Source organism: Streptomyces sp. NPDC039462 (assembly GCF_055639375.1).
Window position 1 is genome coordinate 822,709 of sequence record NZ_JBVKAO010000003.1, and the last position, 23,824, is coordinate 846,532.

Consider the following 23,824-nt stretch of genomic DNA (forward strand, 5'->3'; position numbering starts at 1 on the left):
TGCGACGAGCGCCGGGGGCGGCGCGAGCGCCATGAGTCAGCCCGTGGTCGCTCTCCGCGCGGTGTCCTACGCGTACGAGGACGGGCCCACCGTGCTCAGCGGCCTCGACTTCGACGTCGTCGAGGGCCGTGCCCTCGCGCTGCTCGGACGCAACGGCAGCGGCAAGACCACCCTCATGCGGCTGCTCAGCGGCGGACTGCGGCCCGCCTCCGGCGAGTTGACGGTCGAGGGTGTCCCCGTGACGTACCACCGCAAGGGCCTGACCCGGCTGCGCACGACCGTGCAGCTGGTGGTGCAGGACCCGGACGACCAGCTGTTCGCCGCGTCGGTCGAACAGGACGTCTCCTTCGGCCCCTTGAACCTCGGCCTGCCCGATGCCGAGGTCCGGGCCCGCGTCGCCGAGGCGCTCGCCGCCCTCGACATCACAGCGCTCGCCGACCGGCCCACCCACCTGCTCTCCTACGGCCAGCGGAAGCGGACCGCCATCGCCGGAGCCGTGGCGATGCGCCCCCGCGTACTCATCCTCGACGAGCCGACCGCGGGACTCGACCCCGACGGCCAGGAACGCCTCCTCGTCACCCTGCAACGGCTGCGGGACGCCGGGACGACCGTGGTCATGGCGACCCATGACGTCGACCTGGCCCTGCGCTGGGCCGACGACGCTGCGCTGCTCACCCCCTCCGGAGTGCGGACGGGGCCGGTGGCTGAGACGCTGGCCCGGCGGGACCTCCTGGCCGAGGCCGGGCTGCACCTGCCGTGGGGCATCGCCGTCGGCGAGCTGCTGCGCACGTGCGGCCTGGCGGCGGAGACGGGGAAGGCGCCGCGTACGGCGGAGGAGTTGGCGGCCCTGGCTGCCGGGGCCCGTGACCGGGGCTCTTCTCAGCAGTGGCGGTACACGTAACCGTCCTCGCCTGCGGCGCGTACGTCGCGGTCGCGCAGCGTCACGGAGAGCTTCTTGCCCCAGGTGCGACAGGCGGTGTCGAAGTCCTTCGCCACGTACTCGATGTCGAAGACCTTCCCGTCGTACGCGGACGCGAAGTCCGGGCACTCCTTGTAACGCGCGCACTCCTCGGTCACGGCGAAGTCGAAACCGATCCGCTCACGGTGGTCCAGCAGGTCGGTGGTGTTCTTCTGGGCGATGGCCAGGCCCTGGCGGTGCGCACGCTGGGCCAGGAGGCGGGCGAAGGCGGCCGCGTCGTCGGTGGTGAGCAGGCCGTCCGAGCGTTCGTAGGAGTCGAGGTTGTCGGGCTCCACCGCGTCGAAGCCCGCCTTCGCGCAGCCGTCGATCCACGAGCCGACGATCTCGGCGAGGGCCGCGCGCTTCTTCTCGGTGGAGATGTCGAGCAGGGGCTCCTGCCAGTCCTCGTCGACGACCTTGCGCCCCTCCTCGTCACGCAGGAGAAGAGAACTGTGCTCGCGCTGCCACCAGCGTGCCGCCTCCTTGCCCGGCTGGGCCTGGAAGGCGTTGACGTAACAGATGTTGTAGCGGCCCGGGGCGGGGTCGGCGGTGCGGTCGCGCGAGACGGCGCGCACCTTCGACGGCGGCGCGTACGGGCCACCGAGCTGGTAGTCGAAGGCGGCGTCGACGGGCGGCTGTCGGACACGGTCGCGGCCGGAGACACCGGATCCGCCGGAGTCACCCGATCCGCCGGGTCCGCCGGGTCCGTCCGATCCGCCGGTCGAGCACCCCGCGAGGAGGGCGAGGAGCAGGGCGCCGCCCACGCCGGCCCGCACGCGTGCGCCCCTGCCGCGCAGGGCGCCCGGCGCGCCTGCCGGCCGCCGCGCGGAGAGGGCCTCGCCGCTCCGTGCGGAGCGGTTCCTGCTGGTACGCCACTTGATCCCGTTCACCCGAACAGGATCGCAGCCCCTGCCCGCGGCCTGTGCGCGGGGCGTCCGGTCAGGACAGGTTCAGCGCCTTGGCCGCCTCCTTCGCCATCCCGGCCTCGCCGAGGGCGTTGGGGTGGACGGGCACGAAGTTCGTGCCGAAGAGGACCGGCTCGATCCAGCGCTGACCCACGGGGCGGCAGGCGTCGTGCGCGTCGGAGGCGGCGGCCAGGTCGACGAACGTGGTGCCGGTCTCCTGGGCGGCCCGCTGCGCCGCGCCGTTCAAGTGCGTCTGCACGTCGCGGAGGTAGGGGACGTCACCTTCGGCGATGGGCAGCTTGGCGAAGCAGCCGGGCACGGCCTTCGCGGGGGTGATCCACGGGTAACCGAGGATCGCGACCTTCGCCTCGGGTGACCTGGCCTTGATCTGGTTGAGGGACGCCTTGATCGCCGGGTACGTCTTCGACTCGATCTCGTCCTTGAACTTGTCGCCGTAGTTGTCTTTGCAAGGGCTGCCCTTGCCGCCCGACAGGACGCCCGCGCTGCCGCAGGCGAGGATCGCGTTGATGAAGGTGTTGTTGTCGTTGCCGCCGATGGTGAGCGTCACCAGCTCCGTGTCGCTCTTCAGCGCGTCGAACTGCGGGGCGACGCCCGGGTACTGGGATGTGGTGAAGTCCTTGGTCTGCGCACCGCCGCAGGTCACGTCGGTCAGCTGGGCGCCGGTTGATGCGGCGAGCAGATGCGGATAGTTCAGCGACGTGCGGGCGCAGATGAGAGGTGCCCCCCGATCGAGGGGCAGCACGCCCGAGCCGGCGCTGTAGCTGTCGCCGAGGGCGACGTAGCGCAACGGAGCCTTGGTGTCGGCGGCCGCGGGTCCGGCGCCGAGACCGAGAGCAGCGATTCCCGTGACGGCGGCCAGGGCCGCCACTGTGCGACGCGGGGCGGGCATGCGCATGGGGTTCTCCTGAGGGAGGGGGGAGTGGGGGTGCGGGGCGCGAGTGCGTGAGGGGGAGGGGGTGCTCAGGAAGGCTTAGGAAGGCCTGTGCAAGGTAGAGCACGATTCTGCGATGCACTACGCGTACGCATGCGCATCCGCGCCCGAGGCGTTGGCACTCGGGTGACAAACTCTTTCGCGGGCTTCGCGGGCTTCGCGGGCTTCGCGGGCTTCGCGGGCCCCCGCATCCCGGCCGCTCCCACCGGGAGCGCCCCCCACCCCCGCATCCGCCACCTCCGCACCCACCGTGCCGGCCCCGCACACACCGATGGGGGCGAGCAGCGGATCAGCTGCTCGCCCCCATGGGCATCGGTGTCCGGAATTCAGTCCTTCAGGATGCGGCGGATGTTGTCCACGCTGCCGCAGTGCGCGGACAGTTGCTTCTCGCGCTCCTTGAGGAACGCCGAGCCGAGTTCCTCACGCCGTTCCATGGCCACGTTCTCGCGGGCGCCGTTGAGGATCGTGCGCTCTTCCTCGTCCGTGTGGTGGTTCACGGCCTCGACGAGATTCTCCAGCTTCTCGTCCCACTCGTCCGAACCGACGTCCTCGACCTCGAGCAGTTCGAGGAGCGCCTTGTTGCCCTCCTCGTGCTCCTCCTCGCCGTGCTCGACCTCTTCGTCGTCGATGTTCTTGAACCGGCGCAGCGCCGGGTACACCTCGGCCTCCTCCGCCAAGGCGTGCGCGATCAGCAGGTCGGCGAACTCACTGAGCGCGGCGGCCCGGTCGGCCTCCACGCTGCGCATGTCACGGAAGAGGTCCTCCATCGTGCGGTGGTCCTGGAGGATCAGCTCGACGACGTCGTGCGTTGGGGACATTTGGTCTGCCTTTCCTGGGGGGAGCGGTCTCGGGTCTCCCGTTACGGGAGCCGGGTACCCCGTGCGCGGGTCTCACCCGTGGCGGCGATCGCTCAGGAGGAGGTGGTGTCCCCCTGACGGCTGCCGTCGTGACAGCTGCCGTCGTGACAGCCGTCGTCGACGAGCCGTGCGATGAGCCGGTCCACCTCGACGGGGCTGAGGTGCAGGAGCAGCGCGTCCTCGGGCGCCCCCGGGGCGGCGGGGGCGACCACGAGCCGCACGTGCTCGCCGGGCGGCCCGGGTGGTGGGGCGGTGAACGCGGGTGGCAGCGAAGTGCGCCAGGAGAGCAACGCGTCGCGCAGCCGTCCGTGGGCCGAGGAGGTGTCGCGGGCGGTCCAGCGGGTGGTGACGGCGTCGAGACCGTCGGTCCGCCGCGTCCCGTTACGTCCGCTGGATCCGTTACGTGCTGTGCTGTGGGCCATGGCTTCATCCTGGCCACCCGGCGGGGTATCCGCCTCTCGTCGGCCGCAGAGGGAGTATGCGGAGAGGGAGAGGCGGGCGGGGCCGAGCAGTTTTTGTGAGCGCTTTGGGGGCAACCGACGGGTGTAAGGCTGTGTGGCGACACATGGCAATTGACCGCTATTGAGCTATTGCTCTCTGGAGGCCCGATCATGCTGAAGGCCATTGCAGACGTTCTCCGAGCCATCGGAGGAGCCATCGCCACGGTGGTCACCCTGCCGTTCCGCGCGGTCGCGCGGCTCTTCGGCGGAGCCTCCGACACCGCTCACGGCCACCACTGAGCCTCTGAGCCACCGAGGAACTGAGGAAACTCGAAAAAAGAGGGGTACAAGGAAAAAGGGGTACGGGGAAGGGGGCTGGAGTATTCACTCCGGCCCCCTTCCCGTACCTCTATGGGATCTGGTGCGCTATTGGACTCCAGCGGCTGCCGCTACCAGTAATGCTTCCGTCCGCCCACCGAGTGTCCCACTGCCCCGAGAACCCACAGGACCGCACCGATGACGACGAGTACGACGCCGATGGTCCAGAGGATGGAAACGCCGGTCAGCAGACCGAGGACGAGCAGGATGAGGCCGAGTGCGATCATGGATCCTCCAACCCTCAGAACAATTCAAGTGTACGCCTGTCGAGCGCCCGCTGACCGGTGAGACAAAGCTCTGACCGGCGAGTCGGCGCGGCTCTGAGCGTGCTCAGTGGCCCGAACCGCCGTAGTACCCGCCGAGCTGGTCGCGATAGGCGGGGTCGCCCAGGTGCTTTTCCTTGTCGAACTCCGGAGCGTTCTTGATCTGCTCCTTGGTGAGCGAGACCAGGATCCGCCGCTCGTCGTTGTCGATGGCCGTCACGGTGCTGGCGGGCAGCAGAACTTCCTTGCCGAAGATCCATACACCGGTGTCCACGACGATGTACTGGTTGGCGACCTCGTTGGAATGCTTGTCGACCTTGCCGATGTGGCCGTCGGCGGCTTCGACCTTGTACCCCGTGAGGTCACTGTCCGGGCCGTGACCGGCGGTCGGAACGTAGCTCCACATTTCGTTGCTCATTCAGGACCCCTTAGTCGATACCTGTAGTGCGGAATCTGAATACCGGAGGGAGTCGTCATGATCAACCGCTCCTGTACATCGAGTGTCCTGTCGGAGCGCCGCCAAACAAAAATCAAAAGTTATCTGTGCCGTCGGCGGAGTGCTGCGGCGGAAGTTGCGTGTGGGCCCATTCTCGGGCGAGCCCGGTGAAAGCGCGTGCGGCGGCGCTCCGGTAGCCGCTCTCGCGGTGCAGCAGGGTGACCGTCCGCGTGGGCAGGGCGGGGGTGAGCGGGACGGTGTGCAGGCCGGGGCGGTCGCGCGTCAGGGCGTCGGGCAGCACCGTGGCCAGCGGGGTGTGCCGGACGATCTCGGTGAGCGCGATGATCGACGTGGCCTCCACGGCGACGTCCGGGCGTACTGCGTGCCCGGCGAGGTGGGCGTCGATGTGCACGCGTGTGGCGAAGTCGGTGCTGAGCAGTGCGAGCCGGGTCGCGGCGAGCTCGTCGAGGGACAGGGGATCGGTGCGCCCGGCGTGCGGATGGAGGTCGCCCACCACGAGGCTGAGCCGCTCCGTGAACAGGTCCGTCGCGGCCAGGCCCGGCAGATGGGCGCCGTGGAAGGCGATGCCGAGATCGAGCTCGTCGGCGAGCAGCCCGGGTTCGATGCGGTCCTGCGGCAGCTCCCGGAGAAACAGGGTGATGCCGGGGTGGCGGGCGTGCAGCAGTGCGGTGAGCGGCCCGACGACGTAGGCGGTGAACGTCGGTGTCACGGCCAGCCGCAGACTGCCGCGGGACAGGTCCGTGACGTCGTGCACGGCCCGCTCGGCGGCGGCCAGGTCCTGCAGGGCGCGGCGCGCGTGCGGAAGGTAGGCGGCGCCGGCGTCGGTGAGCCGCACCGAGCGGCCGCTGCGGTCCAGGAGCGGGACGCCGACCGCTCGTTCCAGCTGCCGGATCTGCTGGGACAGCGTCGGCTGGGAGATGTGCAGCTCCTCGGCCGCGCGAGTGAAGTTGCCGTGCTCGGCGACGGCGAGCAGATAGCGCAGGTGACGCAGTTCGGGTGCCATGCGGAAACTATAGATGGCATCGATCGAAGTCATGGCTACTGCGTCTTGGACGCTATAGGTGCAGGTCATGCATGGTTGTTTGCACCGGCCCCTCAGGGGCTACCGACCCCGGGGCTGCCGTCCCGAGGGGCTGCGCCGACCCCGGGCTGTCTGCCCCGGGGCGGGCCACCGGAATGCGAAAGGAACTGACCATGCGAGACCTCACGGCCGGAGTGAGACGCTTCCAGCGGGACGTCTTCCCGGCCAAGGCCGAGCTCTTCGCGGGCCTGGCCACCCGCCATGCGCCGGACACGCTGTTCATCGGCTGTTCCGACGCGCGAGTCGTGCCCGAACTGATCACCCAGCGCGAGCCGGGGGAGCTGTTCGTCGTCCGCACGGCAGGCAACCTCGTGCCCGCTCACTCGCCGTACGCGGCCGACGGGGTCGCCGCCGGTGTGGAGTACGCGGTGGCCGTCCTCGGCGTCACCGATGTCGTCGTGTGCGGCCACTCGGCCTGCGGCGCCATGACCGCCCTCGCCGAGGGCCACGATCTCGCCGGCGCCCCGGCCGTCGCCGACTGGCTGCGCCACGCGGACGCCGCCGTGGCCCGTACGTCCGACTCCGTGACCGGCGAGGAACGCGTGGCGGCCCTCGTGCGCGAGAACGTCCTGGCCCAGCTGACCCACCTGGCCACCTACCCGTCCGTGGCACGCGCCCTCGCCCGCGGCGAGCTGACGCTGCACGGCTGGGTCTACGACATCGCCACCGGCGCCGTCGACGACCTCACCCAGGCCGCCACCGCGGCAGCCTGACCCGCCCGACCGCCTCACCCCCGAAAGGACAATCCCTCATGATCCATGCCCAGTTCGACCCCACCGCCCGCCAGCACCTCGCCGTTCTCGCCGTAGAGGCCAAGACGCGCAAGGACCTGTCCTGGCAGCAGATCGCCGACGCCGCCGGCCTGTCCGTCGCCTTCGTCACCGCGGCCGTGCTCGGCCAGCACGCCCTGCCCGAACCCGCCGCGAAGGCCGTCGCCGCACTGCTCGACCTGGACGACGACGCGGCGGCCCTGCTGCAGACGATCCCGACCCGCGGCTCGATCCCCGGCGGCATACCGACCGACCCGACGATCTACCGCTTCTACGAGATGCTGCAGGTCTACGGCACCACTCTGAAGGCCTTGGTCCACGAGCAGTTCGGCGACGGCATCATCAGCGCGATCAACTTCAAGCTCGACGTGAAGAAGGTCGCCGACCCCGAGGGCGGCGAGCGCGCGGTGATCACTCTGGACGGCAAGTACCTGCCCACCAAGCCGTTCTGACCCCTGCGACGGCCGGGCGCGCCGGGTGTCTACGATGCGTGGCGACGACGGAGTGCCCGTCACCAGTCGAGTGACACGGCACGAGCCGAGCGACACCGGACGAGGGGAGCGGCGGAGTGACGCAGACCGACGACGTGGTCCGCCTGATTCGCGACGTGTTCGCCGCCGGCGACATCGCCGGTGTCTACGCGCACGGCTCGGCCGTCCTCGGCGGACTGCGCCCGCACAGCGACATCGACATCCTCGTCGTGGCGCGGCGGCGCACCACGGCCGGGCAGCGCCAGGCCCTGACCGACGGTCTGCTCGCCCTGTCCGGCGACGGCGCCCCCGGCGAGGCCCTGCGCCCCGTCGAGCTGACCGTCGCCGTCCAGGGCGACGTCCGCCCCTGGACGTATCCGCCCCGGTGCGAATTCCAGTACGGGGAGTGGCTGCGCGACGCGTACCTGCGCGGTCTGACGCCGGAGCCCGGGCCGAGCCCCGATCTCGCGCTCCTCATCACGATGGTGCTGCAGGGGCGGACGCCCCTCATGGGGCCGGAGCCGGGCCGGGTCCTCGACCCGGTCCCGGCCGCGGACGTCACCCGCGCGATGGCTGCCGGCGTCCCCGAGCTGCTCGCCGAACTCGACACCGACACCCGTAACGTCCTGCTGACCCTCGCCCGCGTCTGGACCACCCTGGCCACCGGCGACATCACGTCCAAGGACCGCGCGGCCGACTGGACCCTGGCCCGCCTGCCCGCCGAGCACCGGCCCGTTCTCGAACGCGCACGCGCCGTCTACCTAGGGGAGGAAGAGGAGCGCTGGGACGACCTCCTCCCGCAGGTGAAGCCGCACGCCCAGTACGTCGTCCGGGAGATCGAACGGCTGGCCCCGCGAATCTGAACAGCCCTGACGCAACAGAGAGTTGGGTGCACTAGCGGCTCGCGACCCATTGACATCCGCCGCCCCCGAGGTGAAGCTCCAAGACGCCCGTGTTAACGCTAACAACGGGCTGAGGCACACCTGAGGGAGCCATCCATGTCAGGTCGTCGTCACAGTCGTCACCCTGGTCATCCCGTGGCGAGAGCGCCCATCACGCCGCGCCCCGCCCTCGAACGCCGCACCCTGCTCCGGGCCGCCGCGACCGGCGCGCTCGCCGCCACGGCCGCCACGGCCTGCGGTTCCGCCGAGGGCCAGCCGCCGGGCAAGGTCGCCGTCCTCGGCGACAGCGCGGCGTGGGAGAAGCCGATGGCCGCCGCGGGCTCGGCGATGGAGTCGGTGGCGGCGCCCCGGCTCGTGCCCCAGGTCATCCCGTTCCTGGAGTCGTTCGAGCAGATCGTGCGGTCCTCGCTGCGGACCCGCAAGACCCCCGACATGCTCAAGTACTGGTCGGGATACCGCCTCCAGGACCTCGCCCGCACCGGCGGCATCGTCGACCTGACCCGGCAGTGGGACGACGCCGTCGCCAAGGGCTGGGTCGACGCCTCCCTGCGCGGTGCGTTCGCCTACCGGCGCCGCGTCTACGGCCTGCCGATGAACCTCGCGTACTGGGTGTTCTTCTACAACCCCCAGGTCTTCCGCGAACACCGCCTCGAAGCGCCCCGCACCTGGGACGACTTCCTCACCGCCTGCGCGCGCCTGAAGAAGAACGGCATCACCCCGCTGCACGGCACCGCGGGCGACCGCTGGCCCTCCTTCATCTGGTTCCAGGAGATCCTCAGCCGCCAGGACCCCCGCTTCTACGACGACTTGATGAACGGCCGCGAGCGGTACACGGACCCCCGCGCCGAACGCGCCCTGCGCACCCTGGCGTCCTTCTTCGACAAGGACTGGTTCACGCCCATGGACACGAACCACCCCGACGCCGCCGCGGCCATGCTGCACGGCAAGCTCGGCATGGTGCCCTGCGGCACCTGGCTCGGCTCCACCCTCGGGGCCGCGGGCGGCAAGCCGGGCAAGAACCTCGGCGCCTTCGTCCTCCCCATGGCAGACCCGAAAGCCCGCCCCAGCGTCATCTTCGAATCCAGCGCCCTCGTCGCCACCGTCAAGGGACCCGATCACGCGGAGGCGCTGCGGGCCACCGGCGCCTGGCTGCACCCCACGGTCATGAAGGCCTTCTCGCACACCCTTCAGGACGGCTGCCCCAACCCGAAGGTGGAGGCGGCCAATCCCGTGATCGACGGCCTAGCGAAGAAGGTCCGCGGCGACAAGCTGTGGCTGCTCAACCGCTTCTGGGAACAGGGCCCGCCCGAACTGGTCGAGGCGACCGTCGACGACCTCGCCGGCTTCCTGCTGAACCCGTCCTCGTACCGCAAGACGCTGCGCACCATGCAGGAACGCGCCGACGACGCCTGGCAGGTGTGGCGGGAGGCGGAGAAGACATGACCGGGACAGCGACCCCCGCGCACGGCACCGCGAAGCGTGCGCGGCCGCGCCGCAGGGTGCCGACCCGCACCCCGCACCAGGCCGCGCGGGCGGGTGGCAGCAGGCTCGGCAGCCCTCTTGCCGCCCTGCCCTGGGCCCTGCCCGCCTTCGCCTTCGTCGGCGTCCTGTTCGTCTATCCGTTCTTCCGCAGCGTCTACGGCAGCTTCTTCGAGGACAACGGCTTCACGAGCAGCTTCACCGGGCTGGACAACTACGCGCGCCTCGCCGACGACCCGATCTTCGGCCGCTCGGTGCTCAACACCCTGATGTGGGTGGGCGGAACACTGCTCCTGCCCGTCCTCGCCGGGCTCCTCATCGCCGTCGCCACCCACCGCATGCGGTTCGGCGCCGCCGCGCAGCTGATCATCGTGCTGCCGTACGCGATCTCCGCCACCGCCACCGCCGTCGTCTGGTACTTCATGCTGACCTCCGAGGGCGCGGTCAATCAGGTGCTGCGCGGCATCGGCCTGGACGGGCTCGCGCGCCCGTGGCTCCTGGAGTGGCCGCAGAACACCCTGTCGATGATCGTCGCGAGCACCTGGCAGGCGACCGGTCTGAACGTCGTCCTCTTCGCGATCGGCCTGCGCGCCATCCCGCGGGAGACGGTCGAGGCCGCCGCACTCGACGGGGCGAGCGGCTGGCGGATGTTCCGGCACATCACGCTCCCCGGGCTGCGCGCCGTGACCGTCGTGGTGGTCGGCATGGCCGTCGTGAACAGCTTCAAGGCGTTCGACATGATCTGGATCCTCACCCAGGGCGGCCCGTCCCGCTCCTCCGAGACCCTCGCGCTGAGCATGTACCGCGAGACGTTCCGGCTCTTCCACGTGGGCTACGGCTCGGCCATCGCGCTCGTCCTCACCGTGATCGTCGTCGCCTCGTCCTGGCTGTACCTGCGCCGCCAGATGCCCGACGCCCACACGGCGCAGAGCTGAGGAGGGGAGTCCCATGGGACGTGCGGTACGCAACGTCTTCGTCGCCGGCTGCGTGGTGCTCTGGCTGGCACCCCTCTACCTGCTGATCGTCAACGCCCTGACCCCCACGGGCGAATACGGCGGCAAGCCGAGCTGGAGCTTCGAGGGCTTCGACCTGATCGACAACGCCAAGACGGCCTGGCAGGTGGCAGGCATCGGCGACAGCTTCCGCTCCTCGCTCCTGTACGCCGTGGTCTGCGGCCTGGTGGCGGTCCTGGTGGCGGCCATGGCGGCGTTCGCCGTCGTCGTCCTGCCCATTCCGAAGCCCGCCTTCTGGTTCTGGCTGATCTACTCCGGCACGCTCTTCCCGCTGCAGATCATCCTCGCGCCGCTCTTCGGCCTGTACGCGGACGCCGACCTGTACGACACCAGGCTGGGCCTGATGCTGGTGTACGCGGCGTGGGCGGTGCCGTTCGCCTTCTTCCTGATCCGCAACCAGATGGCCACGATGCCACCGGAGCTGACGGAGGCCGCCCTGATCGACGGCGCCTCCTTCCGGCGGATCTTCTGGCGCATCCACCTGCCGCTGATGAAGGCGGGCCTCGGCGCGGCCTTCCTCTTCCAGTTCACGGCCGTTTGGAACGACCTGCTCCTCGGCATCACCCTCAGCAGGAGCCCCGAGGTCCAGCCGGTCATGGCCACCCTGGCCACCCTCAACAAGGCCTACTCCACGACGGGCCCGCCCGTCATCCTGGCCGGCGCGCTGATCGTGTCCGTGCCGACCCTCGTCCTCTTCCTGCTGTTCCGCGGCCTGTTCCTGCGCGGCATCACCGCATCCGCCCGCTGACCCGACACACCCTTCCCGGGAGAGATCCGCATGACGACACGGGCTCTGGTCCGCACCACCGACTGGGACAACGACCGGATCCGCGACAGCCTGCGCGCCGGCGTGATCAGCGCGGAGGGCATACTCGCGGACGGCACCGCCCTGCGGCTCACCGAGGAACCCCTCCTGCACCGCGCGGACGACGGCACGCTGCTCCAGTCGCTGCGCGTCGAGCCCGTCAACGGCACGGAATTGCCCGCGGAGTTGAGCGTACGTACGGAGTCCGGCGCCGCCCTGCGCTGCGAGCGCGTCGCCGGGCCCGGCCGCTCCGTACGGCTGCTGCTGCCCGCCGTCGACGCGACGACCCGCGTCACCGTCGGCCTCCCCGACGGGCGCGACGGCATCGACGTACGGCTCACCCCGCAGCGCCGCTGGACCCTGCACCTCATCCACCACTCCCACCTCGACATCGGCTACACCGACCCCCAGGGCACGGTCCTCGCCGAGCACCTGTCCTTCCTCGACTCCTGCCTGGAGCTCACCCGCGCCACCGACGACTGGCCCGCCGAGTCCCGGTTCCGGTGGTGCGTCGAGTCGCTGTGGTCCTTCCAGCAGTGGGCGAGGGCCCGGCCCGCCGAACAGGTCGACGAGTTCGTACGCAGGGTCCGCGAGGGCCGCATCGAGCTGACCGCGCTCCCCTTCAACCTGCACACCGAGACCTGCTCCACGGACGAACTGCACGAACTCCTGCGCGCGGCCCGCACCGTGCACGACGAACACGGCGTCGAGTTCACCTCCGCCATGCAGACCGACGTGCCGGGCGCCGTCGTCGGGCTGGTCGACGCGCTGGCCTCGGCGGGCGTCAAGTACCTCTCCGTGGCCCACAACTGGGCCGGACGCTCCGTCCCCCACCTGGTCGGCGGCGAGAAGCTGCCCCGCCTCTTCCGCTGGCGCGCGCCGAGCGGCAACAGCGTCCTGGTGTGGGTCACCGACACCCCGCACGGCCTCGCCTACATGGAAGGCCCGCTCCTCGGCTTCGACACGGCCTACCAGGACGTCGACGACCTGCTGCCCGCCTATCTGACCTCCCTCGCCACGAACCCCTACCCCTACCGCGGCGGCATCTTCGGCTGGGCCATGGACCGCACGGAGGTGAAACGCGAGCCCTACCCCTGGGACGTGCTCCACCTGCGCGTCCAGGGCAAGTTCGGCGACAACGCGCCGCCCCGTCGCGTCATCGCCGACACCGTCCGCCGCTGGAACGACACCTGGGTCTTCCCCAGGCTGCGGCTCTCCCGCAACGAGGACTTCTTCACCGACGCCGAGGCCAGGCTCGGCGACGAGATCCGCACCTTCGAGGGCGACTGGACCGACTGGTGGGTCGACGGGGTCGGGTCGGGGGCGCGCCCGCTGTCCCTGGTCAGGACCGCCCAGTCCGTGGTCGCCGACGCCCAGACCATCGGCACGTTCGCCGCTCTCCTCGGCGCCACGGGGGCCGAGGACGACAGCAGGGACGCCGCCGGGGTCTACGAAGCGGTGTCGCTTTTCGACGAGCACACCTGGGGCGCCGGCGACCCGTGGACCCACGGCGACGAGGGCGGTCACTCCGGAGAACACCAGTGGCACTGGAAGTACGGGCAGGCGATGCGCGCCCACGACGACGGCAACGCCCTCCTCGCCCGCGCGAGCGCCCGCCTCGGACAGCGGCTCGTCGCCTCGCCGGACGCGGCGGCCACGTACCACGTCGTCAACACCTGCTCGTGGCCGCGCACCGACGTCGTCCGCGTCTTCCTGCCCGAGAGCACCGTGCCGCTGGAGCGCCCTGTCACCGTCCGCGACGCCCGCGACGGGCGCCACCTCGCCCACGAGGAGGAGCGGCAGACCAACGACGACCACCGCGACGCGGGACGTTTCCTCCTCGTCCGCGTCGACGACGTGCCGCCCACCGGGTCGGTCCGCCTGGACATCGCCGCCGCCACCGGGACCGCCGAGGAGCCGGAGGAGCCGACGGTGAAGGCCGCCACCGGCTGGAACCCGACCGGCGGCACGGAACGCGAGGACCCCGCCGAGTCCGCGGCGGAAGCGCTCGCCCACGCCGACCCGACCCTCCTGGAGAACGAGCACCTCGCCGTCCGCGTGGACCTCGCGCACGCCTGCGTCTCCTCGATCACCGACAAGAGGACCGGCCGCGAACTCGTCCGCGCCGACGCCGTCGTCGGCTTCAACGGCTACCTCCACGACAGCTACACCACCGCCGGCGCCTTCAACCACAACTCGAGCCGCACCACGGCATCCGACCGCCTCGAACACCTCGGCGCCCGCGCCGTCGCCCCGCCCGCCGCGCTCATCGCCCGCCGCTCCACGGCCACCGCCGAGACCATCACGTACGAGACCCGCCCGGCCGGCGCCAACCGGCTGCGCACCACCCTCACCCTCCCGCACGGCGTGCCCCGCCTCGACATCGAGAACCGCCTCGACAAGGACGCCCGGCTCGGCAAGGAGAGCGCCTACTTCGCGTTCCCCTTCGCCTTCGACGACCCGGTCGTCCGCATGGAGGCCTCCGGCGGCGTCACGGGCAGCGGACTGCCGGTCGTACCGGGCTCCGCCCTGCACATGCGGGCCGTGCGCCGCTGGGTGACCCTGGGCGACGACGGCCTGACAGTGGCCTGGTCCACGCAGGACGCGCCGCTCGTACAGTTCGGCAACATCGCCCTGCCCTACGCGCCCTTCCCGAAGACCATGGAGCACGACGAGCCCGCCACCGTCTTCTCCTGGATCCACAACAACCTGTGGGACACCAACTTCCCCAGCGAGCAGGGCTTCGAGTTCACCTACCGCTACAGCCTCGCCTGCGGCCCCGGTGCCGGCGGCCTCGGTCCGCGAACGGCCGCCGCCTGGAGCCGCCCGATGCGCGCCGTCCGAGCCAGGGGGAGCTCGGACGGCGCGCCGCACGACCTCCACCGCTTCGTCGAGATCGACGACCCGCGCGTCCGCCTCGTCGGCGCCACCACACCGCGCCCCGGCCACGTCCTGCTGCGCCTCCAGTCGTTCGCCGAGCAGCCCGTGCCCTGCCGGATCCACGCCCGCTTCCCGGTCGCCACCGCCCACCGGGCGGACTACCTCGGCACCCCCGCCGGTGAACTGCCGTGCACCGGCGGCGAGGTGACGCTGGACCTGCCGACGCTCGGCACGGCGGCCGTGCTCTTCGAGCGGACCACCCTCCTCGCCGGACGGACCGGCGACGACTCGCCTCCCGATCCCTCCGTACGCCTCTGAGATCCGCCCTCGAGCGTTGTTCCCGTACGTCCGCGCGAAGGAGAACGTGTGTACCGGCTCGACCCGCGCTACGCCCCCGCGCCCGGGGCCGTCCTCGCCACCGGCTGGCAGGCCGCCGCCGCGCAACTGCCCCCCGGCCCCGTCACCGTCGCCGTGGACGGCCCGCCGACGGTCGCCTGGGACGCACTCGCCGCCGGACTCACGGCGGAGCTGACCGCCCGCGGCAGCGCCGTGCGGGCCCTGGACCTGCGCGCCCACCACGCCCCGCCCACCGCGGTGCGCCACCGCACCGAATCCCCCGAGGACGCCGCGGACCCCTACTACACCAAGCTCGCCGAGAACCCCCTCCGCGACTTCTTCGACGACCTCCCGCGGCCGCCACGCCCCACCGGCCGCGAAGTGCTGCTCGTCCACGGCCCGGGCGCCGCGCTCCTCCCGCACGACCTGCTCTGGTACGCCGACCTGCCCAAGCGGCACGCCGAGGCGGCCGTCGCCGCGGGCACCGGCCACAACCTCGGGCTCCCGCACCGGAAAGGGGAGCTGAGGCGGCTCTTCTACATCGACTGGCCCGTCCTCGACCGCCACCGGGACACCCTCGCGCCCCGCCTCGACGCCTGGCTCGACACACAGGACCCGCAACGGCCCACGTACATCGACGGCACCGGCCTGCGCGCCACCCTCACGAGCCTCGCCCGCCGCCCCGTACGCACCCGCCCCTACTTCAACTCCACGCCCTGGGGCGGTCACTGGGCCCAGCGCCGACTCGGCTTCGACCCCACGGCCCGCAACACCGCCCTCGGCTACGAACTCATCGCCCCCGAGGCGGGCGTCCTCATCGGCACCCACCCCGGCCTGCAAGCCGAGATCCCCTTCCAGCTGCTGTGCGTGCTGCACCCCGCGGCGATGCTCGGCCCGCCCGTCACGGCCCGCTTCGGCACCTCCTTCCCGATCCGCTTCGACTACCTCGACACCGTCGACGGCGGCAACCTCTCCGTGCACTGCCACCCCAAGGAGCGGTACATGAGGGAGCGGTTCGGCTGGTCCTACACGCAGCACGAGACGTACTACATGACCCTCGGCAGCCCGGACACCCGCGTCTTCCTCGGCCTGCGCGAGGACGCCGACCTGGACCTCTTCCGCAAGGAGATCGAAGAGGCCGCCCACGACGGGGTCCCCATGGCCCCCGAGGACCACGTCATGACCTTCCCCGCCGAACAGGGCCGCCTCTTCATGATCCCCGCCGGCACCCCGCACGCGAGCGGCGCCGGGAACGTCGTCCTGGAGATCAGCGCCACCCCCTACCTCTACTCCCTCCGCTTCTACGACTGGCTGCGGCCCGACGCCGACGGCCGGCCGCGCCCCCTCCCTTACGAACACGGCCTCGCCAACCTGGAGTCCGGACGCCGCGGCGACGCCGTCGCACACGACCTCGTGCAGGAACCGCGCACCCTGCGCACCGGGAGCGGCTGGCGCGAGGAACTCCTGGGCGCCCTGGACGAGATGTTCTACGAAGTGCGGCGTCACGTATTCGACGCGGGCGCCGAGGCCGACGACGACACCGCGGACCGCTTCCACGTCCTGAACGTGGTCGAGGGCGAGGGCGTCCTGCTGACCACGGCGGCGGGGGAGCGGCACACCCTCTCCTGGGCGGAGACACTGACGGTGCCCGCGGCGGTCGGGCCCTACCGGCTGGCGGCGATCGGCGAAACCCCCGTCAAGGTCGTCAAGGCGCTGGTGCGCCCGTGAGGCCGCCGCGCGGCAGACCCGTCCTCGAACTCGGCGGCACCCACGTGGCCGCCGCCCTCGTGGACCCCGACACGGCGACCGTGACCCGGCGCGTGCGCCGACCCGTCCAGACCCGGGGGACCGCGGAGCACATACTCGGCGGGCTCGTCCGCTGCGCCGGGGAACTGGACGCCCCGGCCGGAGAGGTGTGGGGTGTCGCCGTCCCCGGCCCCTTCGACTACGACAAGGGCATCGCGCGCTTCGCGGGCGTCGGCAAGTTCGACGACCTGTACGGCATCGACGTACGCGCGGTCCTCCTCGACGGGGTGTGGCCGCGCCCCGCCGAAACGGTCTTCCTCAACGACGCGCACGCCTTCCTCCTCGGCGAGTGGCTGGCGGGCGCCGCGCGCGGCCACCGGCGCTGCCTGGGCATCACCCTCGGCACCGGTGTGGGCTCCGCCTTCCTCGACGCCGGCGGCCTGCGGCACGAAGGGCCGGGCGTACCGCCGCAGGGCCGCATCGACCTCGTCGAGGCCGGCGGCAGACCGCTGGAGGACTCGGTGTCCCTACGCGCGATCCTGGCGCACTACGCACACGAGGACGCGGACCGCCGGGACGGCGACGACGTGCCCCCGGACCTAGACGTGCGCGAGATCGCGGCGCGGGCGCGGGCCGGGGAGCGGCGTGCCCGGCGCGTGCTCGACGAGGCCTTCACGACCCTCGGCACCGTCCTCGCCCCGCGCCTGCGCGACTTCGACGCGAGCGTGCTCGTCGTCGGCGGCGCCATGGCCGGATCCTGGGACCTGCTGCGTCCCGCGCTGCGCCGCGGGCTGGGGGATACTCCCGTCACGCTGCGGCCCGCGGGGCTCGGTACGGAGGCGGCGCTCGTCGGCGCGGCGGCCCACGCGGCCGCCGCGCACTGAACCGCCGTTGGCCACCGCGTTCAGGCAGCGCCCGCTGAACGGAACGGAAGGACGTCCGCACCATGCCCGGACCGCACGACCCGCACAGCGGCCGGCCGCCGCGCGACCTCAAGAGCGGTCAGCCGACCCTGCGGGACGTCGCCGAACGCGCCGGAGTCAGTGCGATGACCGCGTCCCGAGTCCTGCGGGACGACCCGCAGGTGCTGCCCGCCACCCGCGAGCGGGTACGGGCGGCCGCCGAAGCCCTCGGCTACCGGCCCAACGAGGTCGCCCGCAGCCTCAGGCTCGGCCGCGGCACCGGCCTGGTCGGGCTCGTCGTCACCAACCTCGCCAACCCCTTCTACTCACGCCTCGCGCTCGGCGTCGACTCCGTGGTCGCCGAGCACGGCCTGAAGACGGTCATCGGCAACACGGGCCAGGACGCCGATGTCGAACGGGGCCTGGTCGCCGATCTGCTGGCCCGCCGCGTCGACGGCATCATCGCCGTGCCCGCGGGCGCCGACCAGCGCCACCTCGCCGCGGCGGTGGCCGACGGCGTGCCGGTGGTCCTCGCCAGCCGTCCGCCCGAGGGGTTCGCGGCGGACTGCGTCCTGGTCGACGACTTCGGCGGCGCCCGCGACGCCACCGCCCGCCTCTTGGAGCGCGGCCACCGCCGCATCGGCTTCCTCGGCTCCCCGCCCGCCGTCCACACCGGCACCGAACGGCTCCGCGGCTACGCGGCGGCCCTCGCGGCGGCGGGCCTCACCCTCGACCCACGCCTCGTACGCCAGGGCCAGACGGAACCCCACGAGGCGACGCGCGCCGCCGCCCACCTCCTCGCGCTCCGCGACCCGCCGACCGCACTGTTCTGCTCCAACAACCGCAACACGATAGGGGCGTTCCGCGCCCTGCGGGCCACCGACGTGCGGTCCCGCGACGGCGCGCACGTCGCCCTCGCGGGGTTCGACGACTTCGAACTGGCCGACGCGCTCGGGCTGCCCCTGACGCTCGTCGCGTACGACAGCGACGAAGTCGGCCGCGCGGCGGGCCGCCTCCTCGCCGACCGACTGCACACCACGGCCGCGGGACCACCGCGCCAGATCGTGGTGCCCACCAGCCTCGTGGAGTACGGAACTTGATGCCGTAGGGCGGAACGGTTCCGGGTGGGCCGTACGTTGAGCAGGGCGGTGCCACACCGTGCGCACCCGAAGGGACATCCGGTGAGAGCCGACGGGACGGGGGCACGCGTGGCGCAGCAGAGCCGTTCCGCGCGCCTGGCCGCGTCCGCGCTGTCCCTCGTCGTCACGGTGCTCGCCCTCTTCGTCCCCTCCGCCGCGGCGCACGGGGCACCGGCCGACGCGCCGCTCGCCCGGCACACCGTGGTGGCCCACGCCGGCGAGCCGACCGGACCGCACGACGTCCCGGCACTCCACGTCGTCGCCCACCGGCCGGACGCCCACATCCCGGGCCCACAGCCGGCCGGCCCCGCGCACACGGCCGTCGACACGGCGCCGCACCGCGCCCTGGGCGGGCCCGAGACCCGCTCCGTCTCCGCGCCCGCACCACCGCGGCGGCCCGTCGCCGCCACCGCCCCGCGGGGCCCGCCCCACCGATGAGCACGCAGACCGTCCCCGGCGCCTGACCCGGCACCCCGCATCCGCGACGCCCGGTCACGCGCCCTTCCGTCCTGCCCTCATCGTGGAGAACCCATGTCCCGCCCATCCTTGTGGCGGGCGATCGTCGCGCTCGCGGTCGTCGCCCTGTCCCTGTACATCGCCCTCACCCAAACCGCTCGCCTCGGCCTCGATCTGCGGGGCGGCACCCAGATCGTCCTGGAGACCAAGGACTCACCGACCGTCAAGGCGGACGCCGCGTCCACCGACCGCGCCCTGGAGGTCCTCAGGCAGCGCGTCGACGCCCTCGGCGTCTCCGAACCCGGCATCGCACGCTCCGGCGAGAAACGCATCATCGTCGAGCTGCCCGGCGTACAGGATCCGCGGAAGGCGGCCGACGTCATCGGCCGCACCGCCCAGCTCACGGTCCACCCGGTCACGGGGGAGTCCGCAGACAAGGGCACGGCGAAGCCCGCCGCCGACGGCTCGCGCACCCTCCCCGACCCCGACCGGACCGGCAACCACCTCCGGCTCGGCCCGACCGCGCTGACCGGCGAGGGCGTCAAGGACGCCGAGGCGACCCTCGACCAGCAGACGCTCTCCGGGTGGCTGGTCACACTCGACTTCCGCAAGGAAGCGGGCGACACCTGGGCGCGGATCACCGGCGAGGCGGCCTGCGCGCCGCAGGGCGCCCCCGAGCGGCGCGTCGCCATCACCCTCGACGGCAAGATCATCTCCGCGCCCGGCGTCAACGAGGGCGTGGCCTGCAAGACCGGCATCACCGGCGGGACCACGCAGATCACCGGCGGCTTCGACCGGTCCGAGGCCCGCGACCTCGCCGCACTCGTCAAGGGCGGCGCCCTGCCCGTGCCCGTGGACATCATCGAGCAGCGCACGGTCGGCCCGACGCTCGGCGCCGACGCCATCGAGGCCAGCACCTGGGCCGCCCTCATCGGCATCGCCCTGACGGCACTGTTCATCACCGTCGTCTACCGGCTCCTCGGCGCCCTCGCCGCCGTCGCCCTCGCGCTGTACGGCCTCATCTCGTACGCCGCCCTGGTGGCGCTCGGCGCGACGCTCACCCTGCCCGGGCTCGCCGGATTCGTCCTCGCCATCGGCATGGCCGTCGACGCCAACGTGCTCGTCTTCGAACGCGCCAGGGAGGACTACCTCGCCGTCCGCTCGACCGACCTGGGCAAACCGGTCCGCACGGGCTTCCAGAAGGCGTGGAGCGCGGTCGTCGACTCGAACGTGACGACGCTGCTCGCCGCCGGGCTGCTGTTCTTCTTCGCCACCGGACCGGTCAAGGGCTTCGGGGTCACCCTGTGCATCGGCGTCCTCGCATCGATGGTCACCGCGCTCGTCATCACCCGGGTCCTCGCCGACTTCGCCGTCGGCCGGGGCTTCGTGCGCAAGCGGCCCGCCCTGACGGGCATCGCCTCCACGGGCCGCGTCCGCACCTGGCTCGCCCGCAGGAACCCGAACCTGGTGCGCCACCGGCGCCGCTGGCTCGGCGTGAGCGCCCTGCTGGTCGTCGTGGCCGTCGCGGGGATCGTGCTGCGCGGCCTGGAGTTCGGCGTCGAGTTCACCGGCGGCCGTCTCGTCGAGTACAGCACCAGCAGGCCCGTCGACGCCGACACCGCCCGCGCCGCCGTGTCCGACGCGGGCTTCCCGCGCGCGGTGGTGCAGGAGTCCGGCGAGGGCGACATCACCGTCCGGACCGAGCAGCTGACCGACGCCGAACAGCAGCGCGTCAAGGAGGCCCTGGCAGGGCCGGGCGGCACGGTCACCGTCGAGCGTGACGAGATGATCGGCCCGAGCCTCGGCAGCGAGCTGCGCCAGAAGGCGCTGATCGCGCTGGGCATCGCCGTGGCCGCCCAGCTGATCTACCTGAGCGTGCGTTTCCGCTGGACCCTCGCGGCGGCGGCCGTGTCGGCGATGGTCCACGACGTGCTGTTGGTGGTGGGCCTCTTCGCCTGGCTCGGCAAGCCCGTCGACAGCGTCTTCCTCGCCGCTCTGCTCACCGTCATCGGCTACTCGGTCAACGACACGGTGGTCGTCTTCGACCGCGTGCGCGAGGCGCGCCGCCGCGATCCGCGCGGTGATCTGGCGGTGCTCGCCAACCGGGCCGTCGTGCAGACGCTGCCGCGCACCGTCAACACCGGCATGGGCGCGCTGTTCATCCTCACCGCCCTCGCGGTGCTCGGCGGCGACTCGCTCGCGGACTTCTCGCTGGCGCTGATCGCCGGGGTCGTGATCGGCATGGCCTCCACCGTCTTCACGGCCGTGCCGATCGCCCTCGCACTCGAACGTCGCAACCCGGCGCGGCCGTCCGTGCGAACGCGCCGGCCGGGCGGTCCGGGCGGTCCCGGCGGCCCGGGAGAGGTGCCGGACGGGTACAGCCCGTTGGAGGCGCGGCGGCGGAGGGAACGCGGAACGGGGGCGGTCGTGTAGCCGATCGTGTCTCTCCGGGTGAGGTGACGAGAAGTGGCTTAATGTGGCCATATGGTCACAAAAAGGAATGGATCTGTAAGGCGTAGCCGCCTGTCGGCCTCGCGCGGTGCGACTCTCGTGTGTGCCGCGGTCGCGGCGGGAGCCCTGCTCACCGGCTGCGGCAACGACGACGGCGACGCCGCGGAGACCGACGCTTCCGAGGCCGGTCGGGCGGCGTCGCCCACCATGTCGGCCGACGGCGGCACCCTCACGGACGACCAGGCCGAGCGGAAGGCCCTGGTCCCCAAGGCCAAGGTCGGCTACGAGGACGCGCTGCAGAGCGCGCTGGCGACGGTGGACAACTCGAAGCCGGTCTCCATCGAGCTCAAGGGCACACCCGACGCCCCGCGTTGGGAGGCCGAGGTGGCGACCGAGGACGGCACCCCGCACTCCGTACGCGTCGACGCGGTCACCGGCAAGGCCGACAAGCCCAAGGCCGACACGGACCAGGACGCCGACGACAAGCGCGAGCTGGCGGACTGGCTGAAGAAGGCGACCGTGACGCCGCAACAGGCCGTGGAGACCGCCACGAACAAGAAGAAGGGCACCGTCACCTCCGTCGAGCTCGACGACTCCGACAAGGGCCGCACGGTGCTGTGGTCCGTCGACGTCGTGACCACCGACGACTGGAACAAGACGACCTTCGACGTCGACGCGACCGACCGCAAGATCCTCCGGGAGCACGTCGACAAGGACTGAATGCCCGAACACGGGGCTGAACAACTGAACGGGTGCCACGTGTGGAACTTCGTGGGCTGGTAAGGCGTTGGCAAAGTGGCGCGCGGCCGCGCGCCGACCAGCGAACAGCAGTCGAGGTGGCACGGATGGCGATGTGGGACCGGATCAAGGACCAGGCCAAGGGTCTGCAGCAGTCGCAGGGGACACGGAGCTCCGGCGGCCACGGACGGCCGGGTTCTGGATCCGGCGGGGGATCGAAGGCTCAGCTCGTGGGTGTGCTCAAGACCCAGCTCGCCTCGCTCAAGACGGAGCTCAAGAGCGGTGCCTATCGCGACGCCAGCATGGCCATGTGCGCCCTGGTCGCGGCCGCTGACGGGTCGGTCGACCCGGCCGAGCGCCAGCACGTCGAGTCACTGATCGTGCAGAACGACGTTCTGCAGAACTTCCCGCCGGACCAGCTGCGCCAGCGGTTCAACAAGCACGTGGACCAGCTGTCGGTCAATTTCCAGCAGGGCAAGACCGAGGCCATGCAGGAGATCGCCAAGGCCGCCAAGAAGCCGATGGAGGCCAAGGCGGTCGTGCAGACGGGCTTCGTCGTCGCCGGCGCCGACGGGTACATCGCCCCGGCCGAGGAGCAGGTCCTGCGGGAGGCGTGCGCGGCGCTCGGCGTGTCTCCGCAGGAGTTCGGCCTCTGACCGAGCAGTGGGTGGCGGCGGCCGGGGCCCGCTGAGCCGAAGGGCTTGACGCCGAGCCGAAGGGGTTACGCCGCCTCGGCCGCGTCCAGCGCCGGGGCGAGCACCTCGAAGGCCCGGTCGAGCAGCTCGGCCGGGTCCTCGGCGCCGTCGCTGCCGCTCCACCGCTGCAGCACGGCGTCGAACGCCGTCAGGGCCATCCCCGCGGCCAGCCGCGGATACAGGTCGGTCTCGGGGTCGCGCCCGCTGCGGCGCCCCATCTCCTCCGTCAGATCGTCGCGCCACTGCGCCTGCCGCTCCAGGAAGCGGGCCAGCAGGGCGGGCGTCCGCAGGATCAGCTGCACCACGCTCAGCGCGCGCTCGGAGTGATCGGAGCAGGCGGCGAGAGGAACCTTGACGGCGTGCAGCAACGCCACCGAGGGGCGCTCCCCGCCGGGGCGCTCCGCCAGCTCCACGCGCATGCCGGCGCCCATGTCGGCGAGGAACTGGACGACCACGTCCTCCTTGGACGCGAAGTACCGGAAGAACGTGCGCCGGGACACGCCCGCGGTGGTCACGATCTCGTCGATGGTGACCGCGTCGTACCCCTTCCGTGCCAGCAACTGCAGCGCGGACTCGGTCAGTTCGTCCGAGACGAGCCGACGCTTGCGCTCGGCCAGGCTCAGGGGAGGGTGGGAAGTCACCACGTCATCGTACATGTCGGGCGTCCGAATGCCCTCTATGGCGCTCAGGCGCCGCCATGGCATCCCATGCCACTTCGGTGGGGGATGCGGCATGGCGGCGCCGTCCTGCG

General features: G+C 71.8%; 24 protein-coding genes. 16 read left to right on the forward strand and 8 right to left on the reverse strand.

Going from position 1 to position 23,824, the window contains the following annotated elements; genetic code table 11:
• The first annotated feature begins 31 nt into the window (after positions 1-31).
• Positions 32-901: an energy-coupling factor ABC transporter ATP-binding protein gene (locus ACZ7LU_RS20910; RefSeq protein WP_471917776.1), complete on the forward strand. Its 870-nt coding sequence runs from the start codon at positions 32-34 to the stop codon at positions 899-901.
• Here the strand turns inward: ACZ7LU_RS20910 and ACZ7LU_RS20915 are convergent.
• The 4 genes from ACZ7LU_RS20915 to ACZ7LU_RS20930 all read right to left on the reverse strand — a co-directional run bounded on the left by ACZ7LU_RS20915 (position 880) and on the right by ACZ7LU_RS20930 (position 4,094).
• Positions 880-1,755, reverse strand: a complete 876-nt coding sequence (locus ACZ7LU_RS20915) for an endo alpha-1,4 polygalactosaminidase (RefSeq protein WP_471917777.1) — start codon at positions 1,753-1,755, stop codon at positions 880-882. The genes ACZ7LU_RS20910 and ACZ7LU_RS20915 overlap by 22 nt on opposite strands.
• 142 nt (positions 1,756-1,897) lie before the next feature.
• On the reverse strand, positions 1,898-2,779 hold the full coding sequence (locus ACZ7LU_RS20920) for an SGNH/GDSL hydrolase family protein (RefSeq protein ID WP_471917558.1): 882 nt from the start codon (positions 2,777-2,779) through the stop codon (positions 1,898-1,900).
• A 362-nt stretch (positions 2,780-3,141) separates the two neighbouring features.
• A complete protein-coding gene (locus ACZ7LU_RS20925) occupies positions 3,142-3,633 on the reverse strand; it encodes a hemerythrin domain-containing protein (RefSeq protein WP_398306573.1) in 492 nt (163 codons plus the stop codon).
• 92 nt (positions 3,634-3,725) lie between these two features.
• The gene (locus ACZ7LU_RS20930; RefSeq protein ID WP_470980363.1) at positions 3,726-4,094 is read right to left on the reverse strand and encodes a hypothetical protein; all 369 of its coding nucleotides are present in this window, start codon (positions 4,092-4,094) and stop codon (positions 3,726-3,728) included.
• Positions 4,095-4,283: 189 nt separating this feature from the next.
• Here ACZ7LU_RS20930 and ACZ7LU_RS20935 point away from each other — a divergent pair, with 189 nt between their 5' ends.
• Complete coding sequence (locus ACZ7LU_RS20935) at positions 4,284-4,412, forward strand: LPFR motif small protein (protein ID WP_263398772.1); 129 nt, start codon at positions 4,284-4,286, stop codon at positions 4,410-4,412.
• 149 nt (positions 4,413-4,561) lie between these two features.
• On the opposite strand, the gene ACZ7LU_RS20940 is transcribed toward ACZ7LU_RS20935, so the two are convergent.
• The 3 genes from ACZ7LU_RS20940 to cynR all read right to left on the reverse strand — a co-directional run bounded on the left by ACZ7LU_RS20940 (position 4,562) and on the right by cynR (position 6,213).
• Positions 4,562-4,717, reverse strand: coding sequence for a DUF6131 family protein (locus ACZ7LU_RS20940; RefSeq protein ID WP_362990556.1), 156 nt, complete (start codon positions 4,715-4,717; stop codon positions 4,562-4,564).
• A 103-nt stretch (positions 4,718-4,820) separates the two neighbouring features.
• Entirely contained in the window at positions 4,821-5,171 is a 351-nt protein-coding gene (locus ACZ7LU_RS20945; protein WP_398306568.1) for a PRC-barrel domain-containing protein, read from the reverse strand.
• 112 nt (positions 5,172-5,283) lie between these two features.
• Positions 5,284-6,213, reverse strand: a complete 930-nt coding sequence (gene cynR / locus ACZ7LU_RS20950) for a transcriptional regulator CynR (protein WP_471917559.1) — start codon at positions 6,211-6,213, stop codon at positions 5,284-5,286.
• Between the two features lie 191 nt (positions 6,214-6,404).
• Here cynR and ACZ7LU_RS20955 point away from each other — a divergent pair, with 191 nt between their 5' ends.
• From ACZ7LU_RS20955 to ACZ7LU_RS21020, 14 genes are all read left to right on the forward strand, one after another.
• Positions 6,405-7,004, forward strand: a complete 600-nt coding sequence (locus ACZ7LU_RS20955; RefSeq protein WP_471917560.1) for a carbonic anhydrase — start codon at positions 6,405-6,407, stop codon at positions 7,002-7,004.
• A gap of 38 nt (positions 7,005-7,042) precedes the next feature.
• On the forward strand, positions 7,043-7,513 hold the full coding sequence (gene cynS, locus ACZ7LU_RS20960; RefSeq protein WP_468088733.1) for a cyanase: 471 nt from the start codon (positions 7,043-7,045) through the stop codon (positions 7,511-7,513).
• A gap of 116 nt (positions 7,514-7,629) precedes the next feature.
• Positions 7,630-8,394 (forward strand): aminoglycoside adenylyltransferase family protein, encoded by a 765-nt coding sequence (locus tag ACZ7LU_RS20965; RefSeq protein WP_471917561.1) that lies wholly within the window; start codon positions 7,630-7,632, stop codon positions 8,392-8,394.
• A gap of 174 nt (positions 8,395-8,568) precedes the next feature.
• Positions 8,569-9,876: an ABC transporter substrate-binding protein gene (locus tag ACZ7LU_RS20970; RefSeq protein ID WP_471917562.1), complete on the forward strand. Its 1,308-nt coding sequence runs from the start codon at positions 8,569-8,571 to the stop codon at positions 9,874-9,876.
• The gene (locus ACZ7LU_RS20975) at positions 9,873-10,847 is read left to right on the forward strand and encodes a carbohydrate ABC transporter permease (protein ID WP_471917563.1); all 975 of its coding nucleotides are present in this window, start codon (positions 9,873-9,875) and stop codon (positions 10,845-10,847) included. Before ACZ7LU_RS20970 ends, ACZ7LU_RS20975 begins: the two co-directional genes overlap by 4 nt.
• A gap of 13 nt (positions 10,848-10,860) precedes the next feature.
• Positions 10,861-11,673, forward strand: coding sequence for a carbohydrate ABC transporter permease (locus tag ACZ7LU_RS20980; protein ID WP_470980383.1), 813 nt, complete (start codon positions 10,861-10,863; stop codon positions 11,671-11,673).
• A gap of 30 nt (positions 11,674-11,703) precedes the next feature.
• A complete protein-coding gene (locus ACZ7LU_RS20985) occupies positions 11,704-14,928 on the forward strand; it encodes a glycoside hydrolase family 38 N-terminal domain-containing protein (RefSeq protein ID WP_471917564.1) in 3,225 nt (1,074 codons plus the stop codon).
• Positions 14,929-14,976: 48 nt separating this feature from the next.
• Positions 14,977-16,674, forward strand: a complete 1,698-nt coding sequence (locus tag ACZ7LU_RS20990) for a class I mannose-6-phosphate isomerase (RefSeq protein WP_471917565.1) — start codon at positions 14,977-14,979, stop codon at positions 16,672-16,674.
• Positions 16,671-17,576 (forward strand): ROK family protein, encoded by a 906-nt coding sequence (locus tag ACZ7LU_RS20995; RefSeq protein ID WP_471917566.1) that lies wholly within the window; start codon positions 16,671-16,673, stop codon positions 17,574-17,576. The genes ACZ7LU_RS20990 and ACZ7LU_RS20995 overlap by 4 nt, the downstream gene beginning before the upstream one ends.
• Positions 17,577-17,638: 62 nt before the next feature.
• Entirely contained in the window at positions 17,639-18,694 is a 1,056-nt protein-coding gene (locus tag ACZ7LU_RS21000; RefSeq protein WP_471917567.1) for a LacI family DNA-binding transcriptional regulator, read from the forward strand.
• A gap of 108 nt (positions 18,695-18,802) precedes the next feature.
• Complete coding sequence (locus tag ACZ7LU_RS21005) at positions 18,803-19,171, forward strand: hypothetical protein (RefSeq protein ID WP_471917568.1); 369 nt, start codon at positions 18,803-18,805, stop codon at positions 19,169-19,171.
• Between the two features lie 93 nt (positions 19,172-19,264).
• Positions 19,265-21,622, forward strand: coding sequence for a protein translocase subunit SecD (gene secD / locus ACZ7LU_RS21010; protein ID WP_471917569.1), 2,358 nt, complete (start codon positions 19,265-19,267; stop codon positions 21,620-21,622).
• 117 nt (positions 21,623-21,739) lie between these two features.
• Entirely contained in the window at positions 21,740-22,360 is a 621-nt protein-coding gene (locus ACZ7LU_RS21015; protein ID WP_471917570.1) for a PepSY domain-containing protein, read from the forward strand.
• 125 nt (positions 22,361-22,485) lie between these two features.
• On the forward strand, positions 22,486-23,034 hold the full coding sequence (locus ACZ7LU_RS21020) for a tellurite resistance TerB family protein (protein ID WP_365357587.1): 549 nt from the start codon (positions 22,486-22,488) through the stop codon (positions 23,032-23,034).
• A 65-nt stretch (positions 23,035-23,099) separates the two neighbouring features.
• Here the strand turns inward: ACZ7LU_RS21020 and ACZ7LU_RS21025 are convergent, their stop codons facing one another.
• Positions 23,100-23,729 carry an acyl-CoA-like ligand-binding transcription factor gene (locus tag ACZ7LU_RS21025; RefSeq protein WP_468716418.1) on the reverse strand — a complete coding sequence of 210 codons (630 nt, stop codon included), beginning with the start codon at positions 23,727-23,729 and terminating at the stop codon, positions 23,100-23,102.
• Positions 23,730-23,824: the final 95 nt, after the last annotated feature.

What these genes read in the sequence shown, in the direction of transcription:
- ACZ7LU_RS20985 (WP_471917564.1), top strand. Translation starts at nt 11,704, where the DNA reads ATGACGACACGGGCTCTGGTCCGCACCACCGACTGGGACAACGACCGG.
- ACZ7LU_RS20940 (WP_362990556.1), bottom strand. Translation starts at nt 4,717, where the DNA reads ATGATCGCACTCGGCCTCATCCTGCTCGTCCTCGGTCTGCTGACCGGC.
- ACZ7LU_RS20920 (WP_471917558.1), bottom strand. Translation starts at nt 2,779, where the DNA reads ATGCGCATGCCCGCCCCGCGTCGCACAGTGGCGGCCCTGGCCGCCGTC.
- ACZ7LU_RS20930 (WP_470980363.1), bottom strand. Translation starts at nt 4,094, where the DNA reads ATGGCCCACAGCACAGCACGTAACGGATCCAGCGGACGTAACGGGACG.
- ACZ7LU_RS21020 (WP_365357587.1), top strand. Translation starts at nt 22,486, where the DNA reads ATGGCGATGTGGGACCGGATCAAGGACCAGGCCAAGGGTCTGCAGCAG.
- ACZ7LU_RS20980 (WP_470980383.1), top strand. Translation starts at nt 10,861, where the DNA reads ATGGGACGTGCGGTACGCAACGTCTTCGTCGCCGGCTGCGTGGTGCTC.
- ACZ7LU_RS20945 (WP_398306568.1), bottom strand. Translation starts at nt 5,171, where the DNA reads ATGAGCAACGAAATGTGGAGCTACGTTCCGACCGCCGGTCACGGCCCG.
- cynS (WP_468088733.1), top strand. Translation starts at nt 7,043, where the DNA reads ATGATCCATGCCCAGTTCGACCCCACCGCCCGCCAGCACCTCGCCGTT.
- secD (WP_471917569.1), top strand. Translation starts at nt 19,265, where the DNA reads ATGTCCCGCCCATCCTTGTGGCGGGCGATCGTCGCGCTCGCGGTCGTC.
- ACZ7LU_RS20975 (WP_471917563.1), top strand. Translation starts at nt 9,873, where the DNA reads ATGACCGGGACAGCGACCCCCGCGCACGGCACCGCGAAGCGTGCGCGG.
- ACZ7LU_RS21025 (WP_468716418.1), bottom strand. Translation starts at nt 23,729, where the DNA reads ATGTACGATGACGTGGTGACTTCCCACCCTCCCCTGAGCCTGGCCGAG.
- ACZ7LU_RS21000 (WP_471917567.1), top strand. Translation starts at nt 17,639, where the DNA reads ATGCCCGGACCGCACGACCCGCACAGCGGCCGGCCGCCGCGCGACCTC.
- ACZ7LU_RS20955 (WP_471917560.1), top strand. Translation starts at nt 6,405, where the DNA reads ATGCGAGACCTCACGGCCGGAGTGAGACGCTTCCAGCGGGACGTCTTC.
- ACZ7LU_RS20935 (WP_263398772.1), top strand. Translation starts at nt 4,284, where the DNA reads ATGCTGAAGGCCATTGCAGACGTTCTCCGAGCCATCGGAGGAGCCATC.
- ACZ7LU_RS20925 (WP_398306573.1), bottom strand. Translation starts at nt 3,633, where the DNA reads ATGTCCCCAACGCACGACGTCGTCGAGCTGATCCTCCAGGACCACCGC.
- cynR (WP_471917559.1), bottom strand. Translation starts at nt 6,213, where the DNA reads ATGGCACCCGAACTGCGTCACCTGCGCTATCTGCTCGCCGTCGCCGAG.
- ACZ7LU_RS20910 (WP_471917776.1), top strand. Translation starts at nt 32, where the DNA reads ATGAGTCAGCCCGTGGTCGCTCTCCGCGCGGTGTCCTACGCGTACGAG.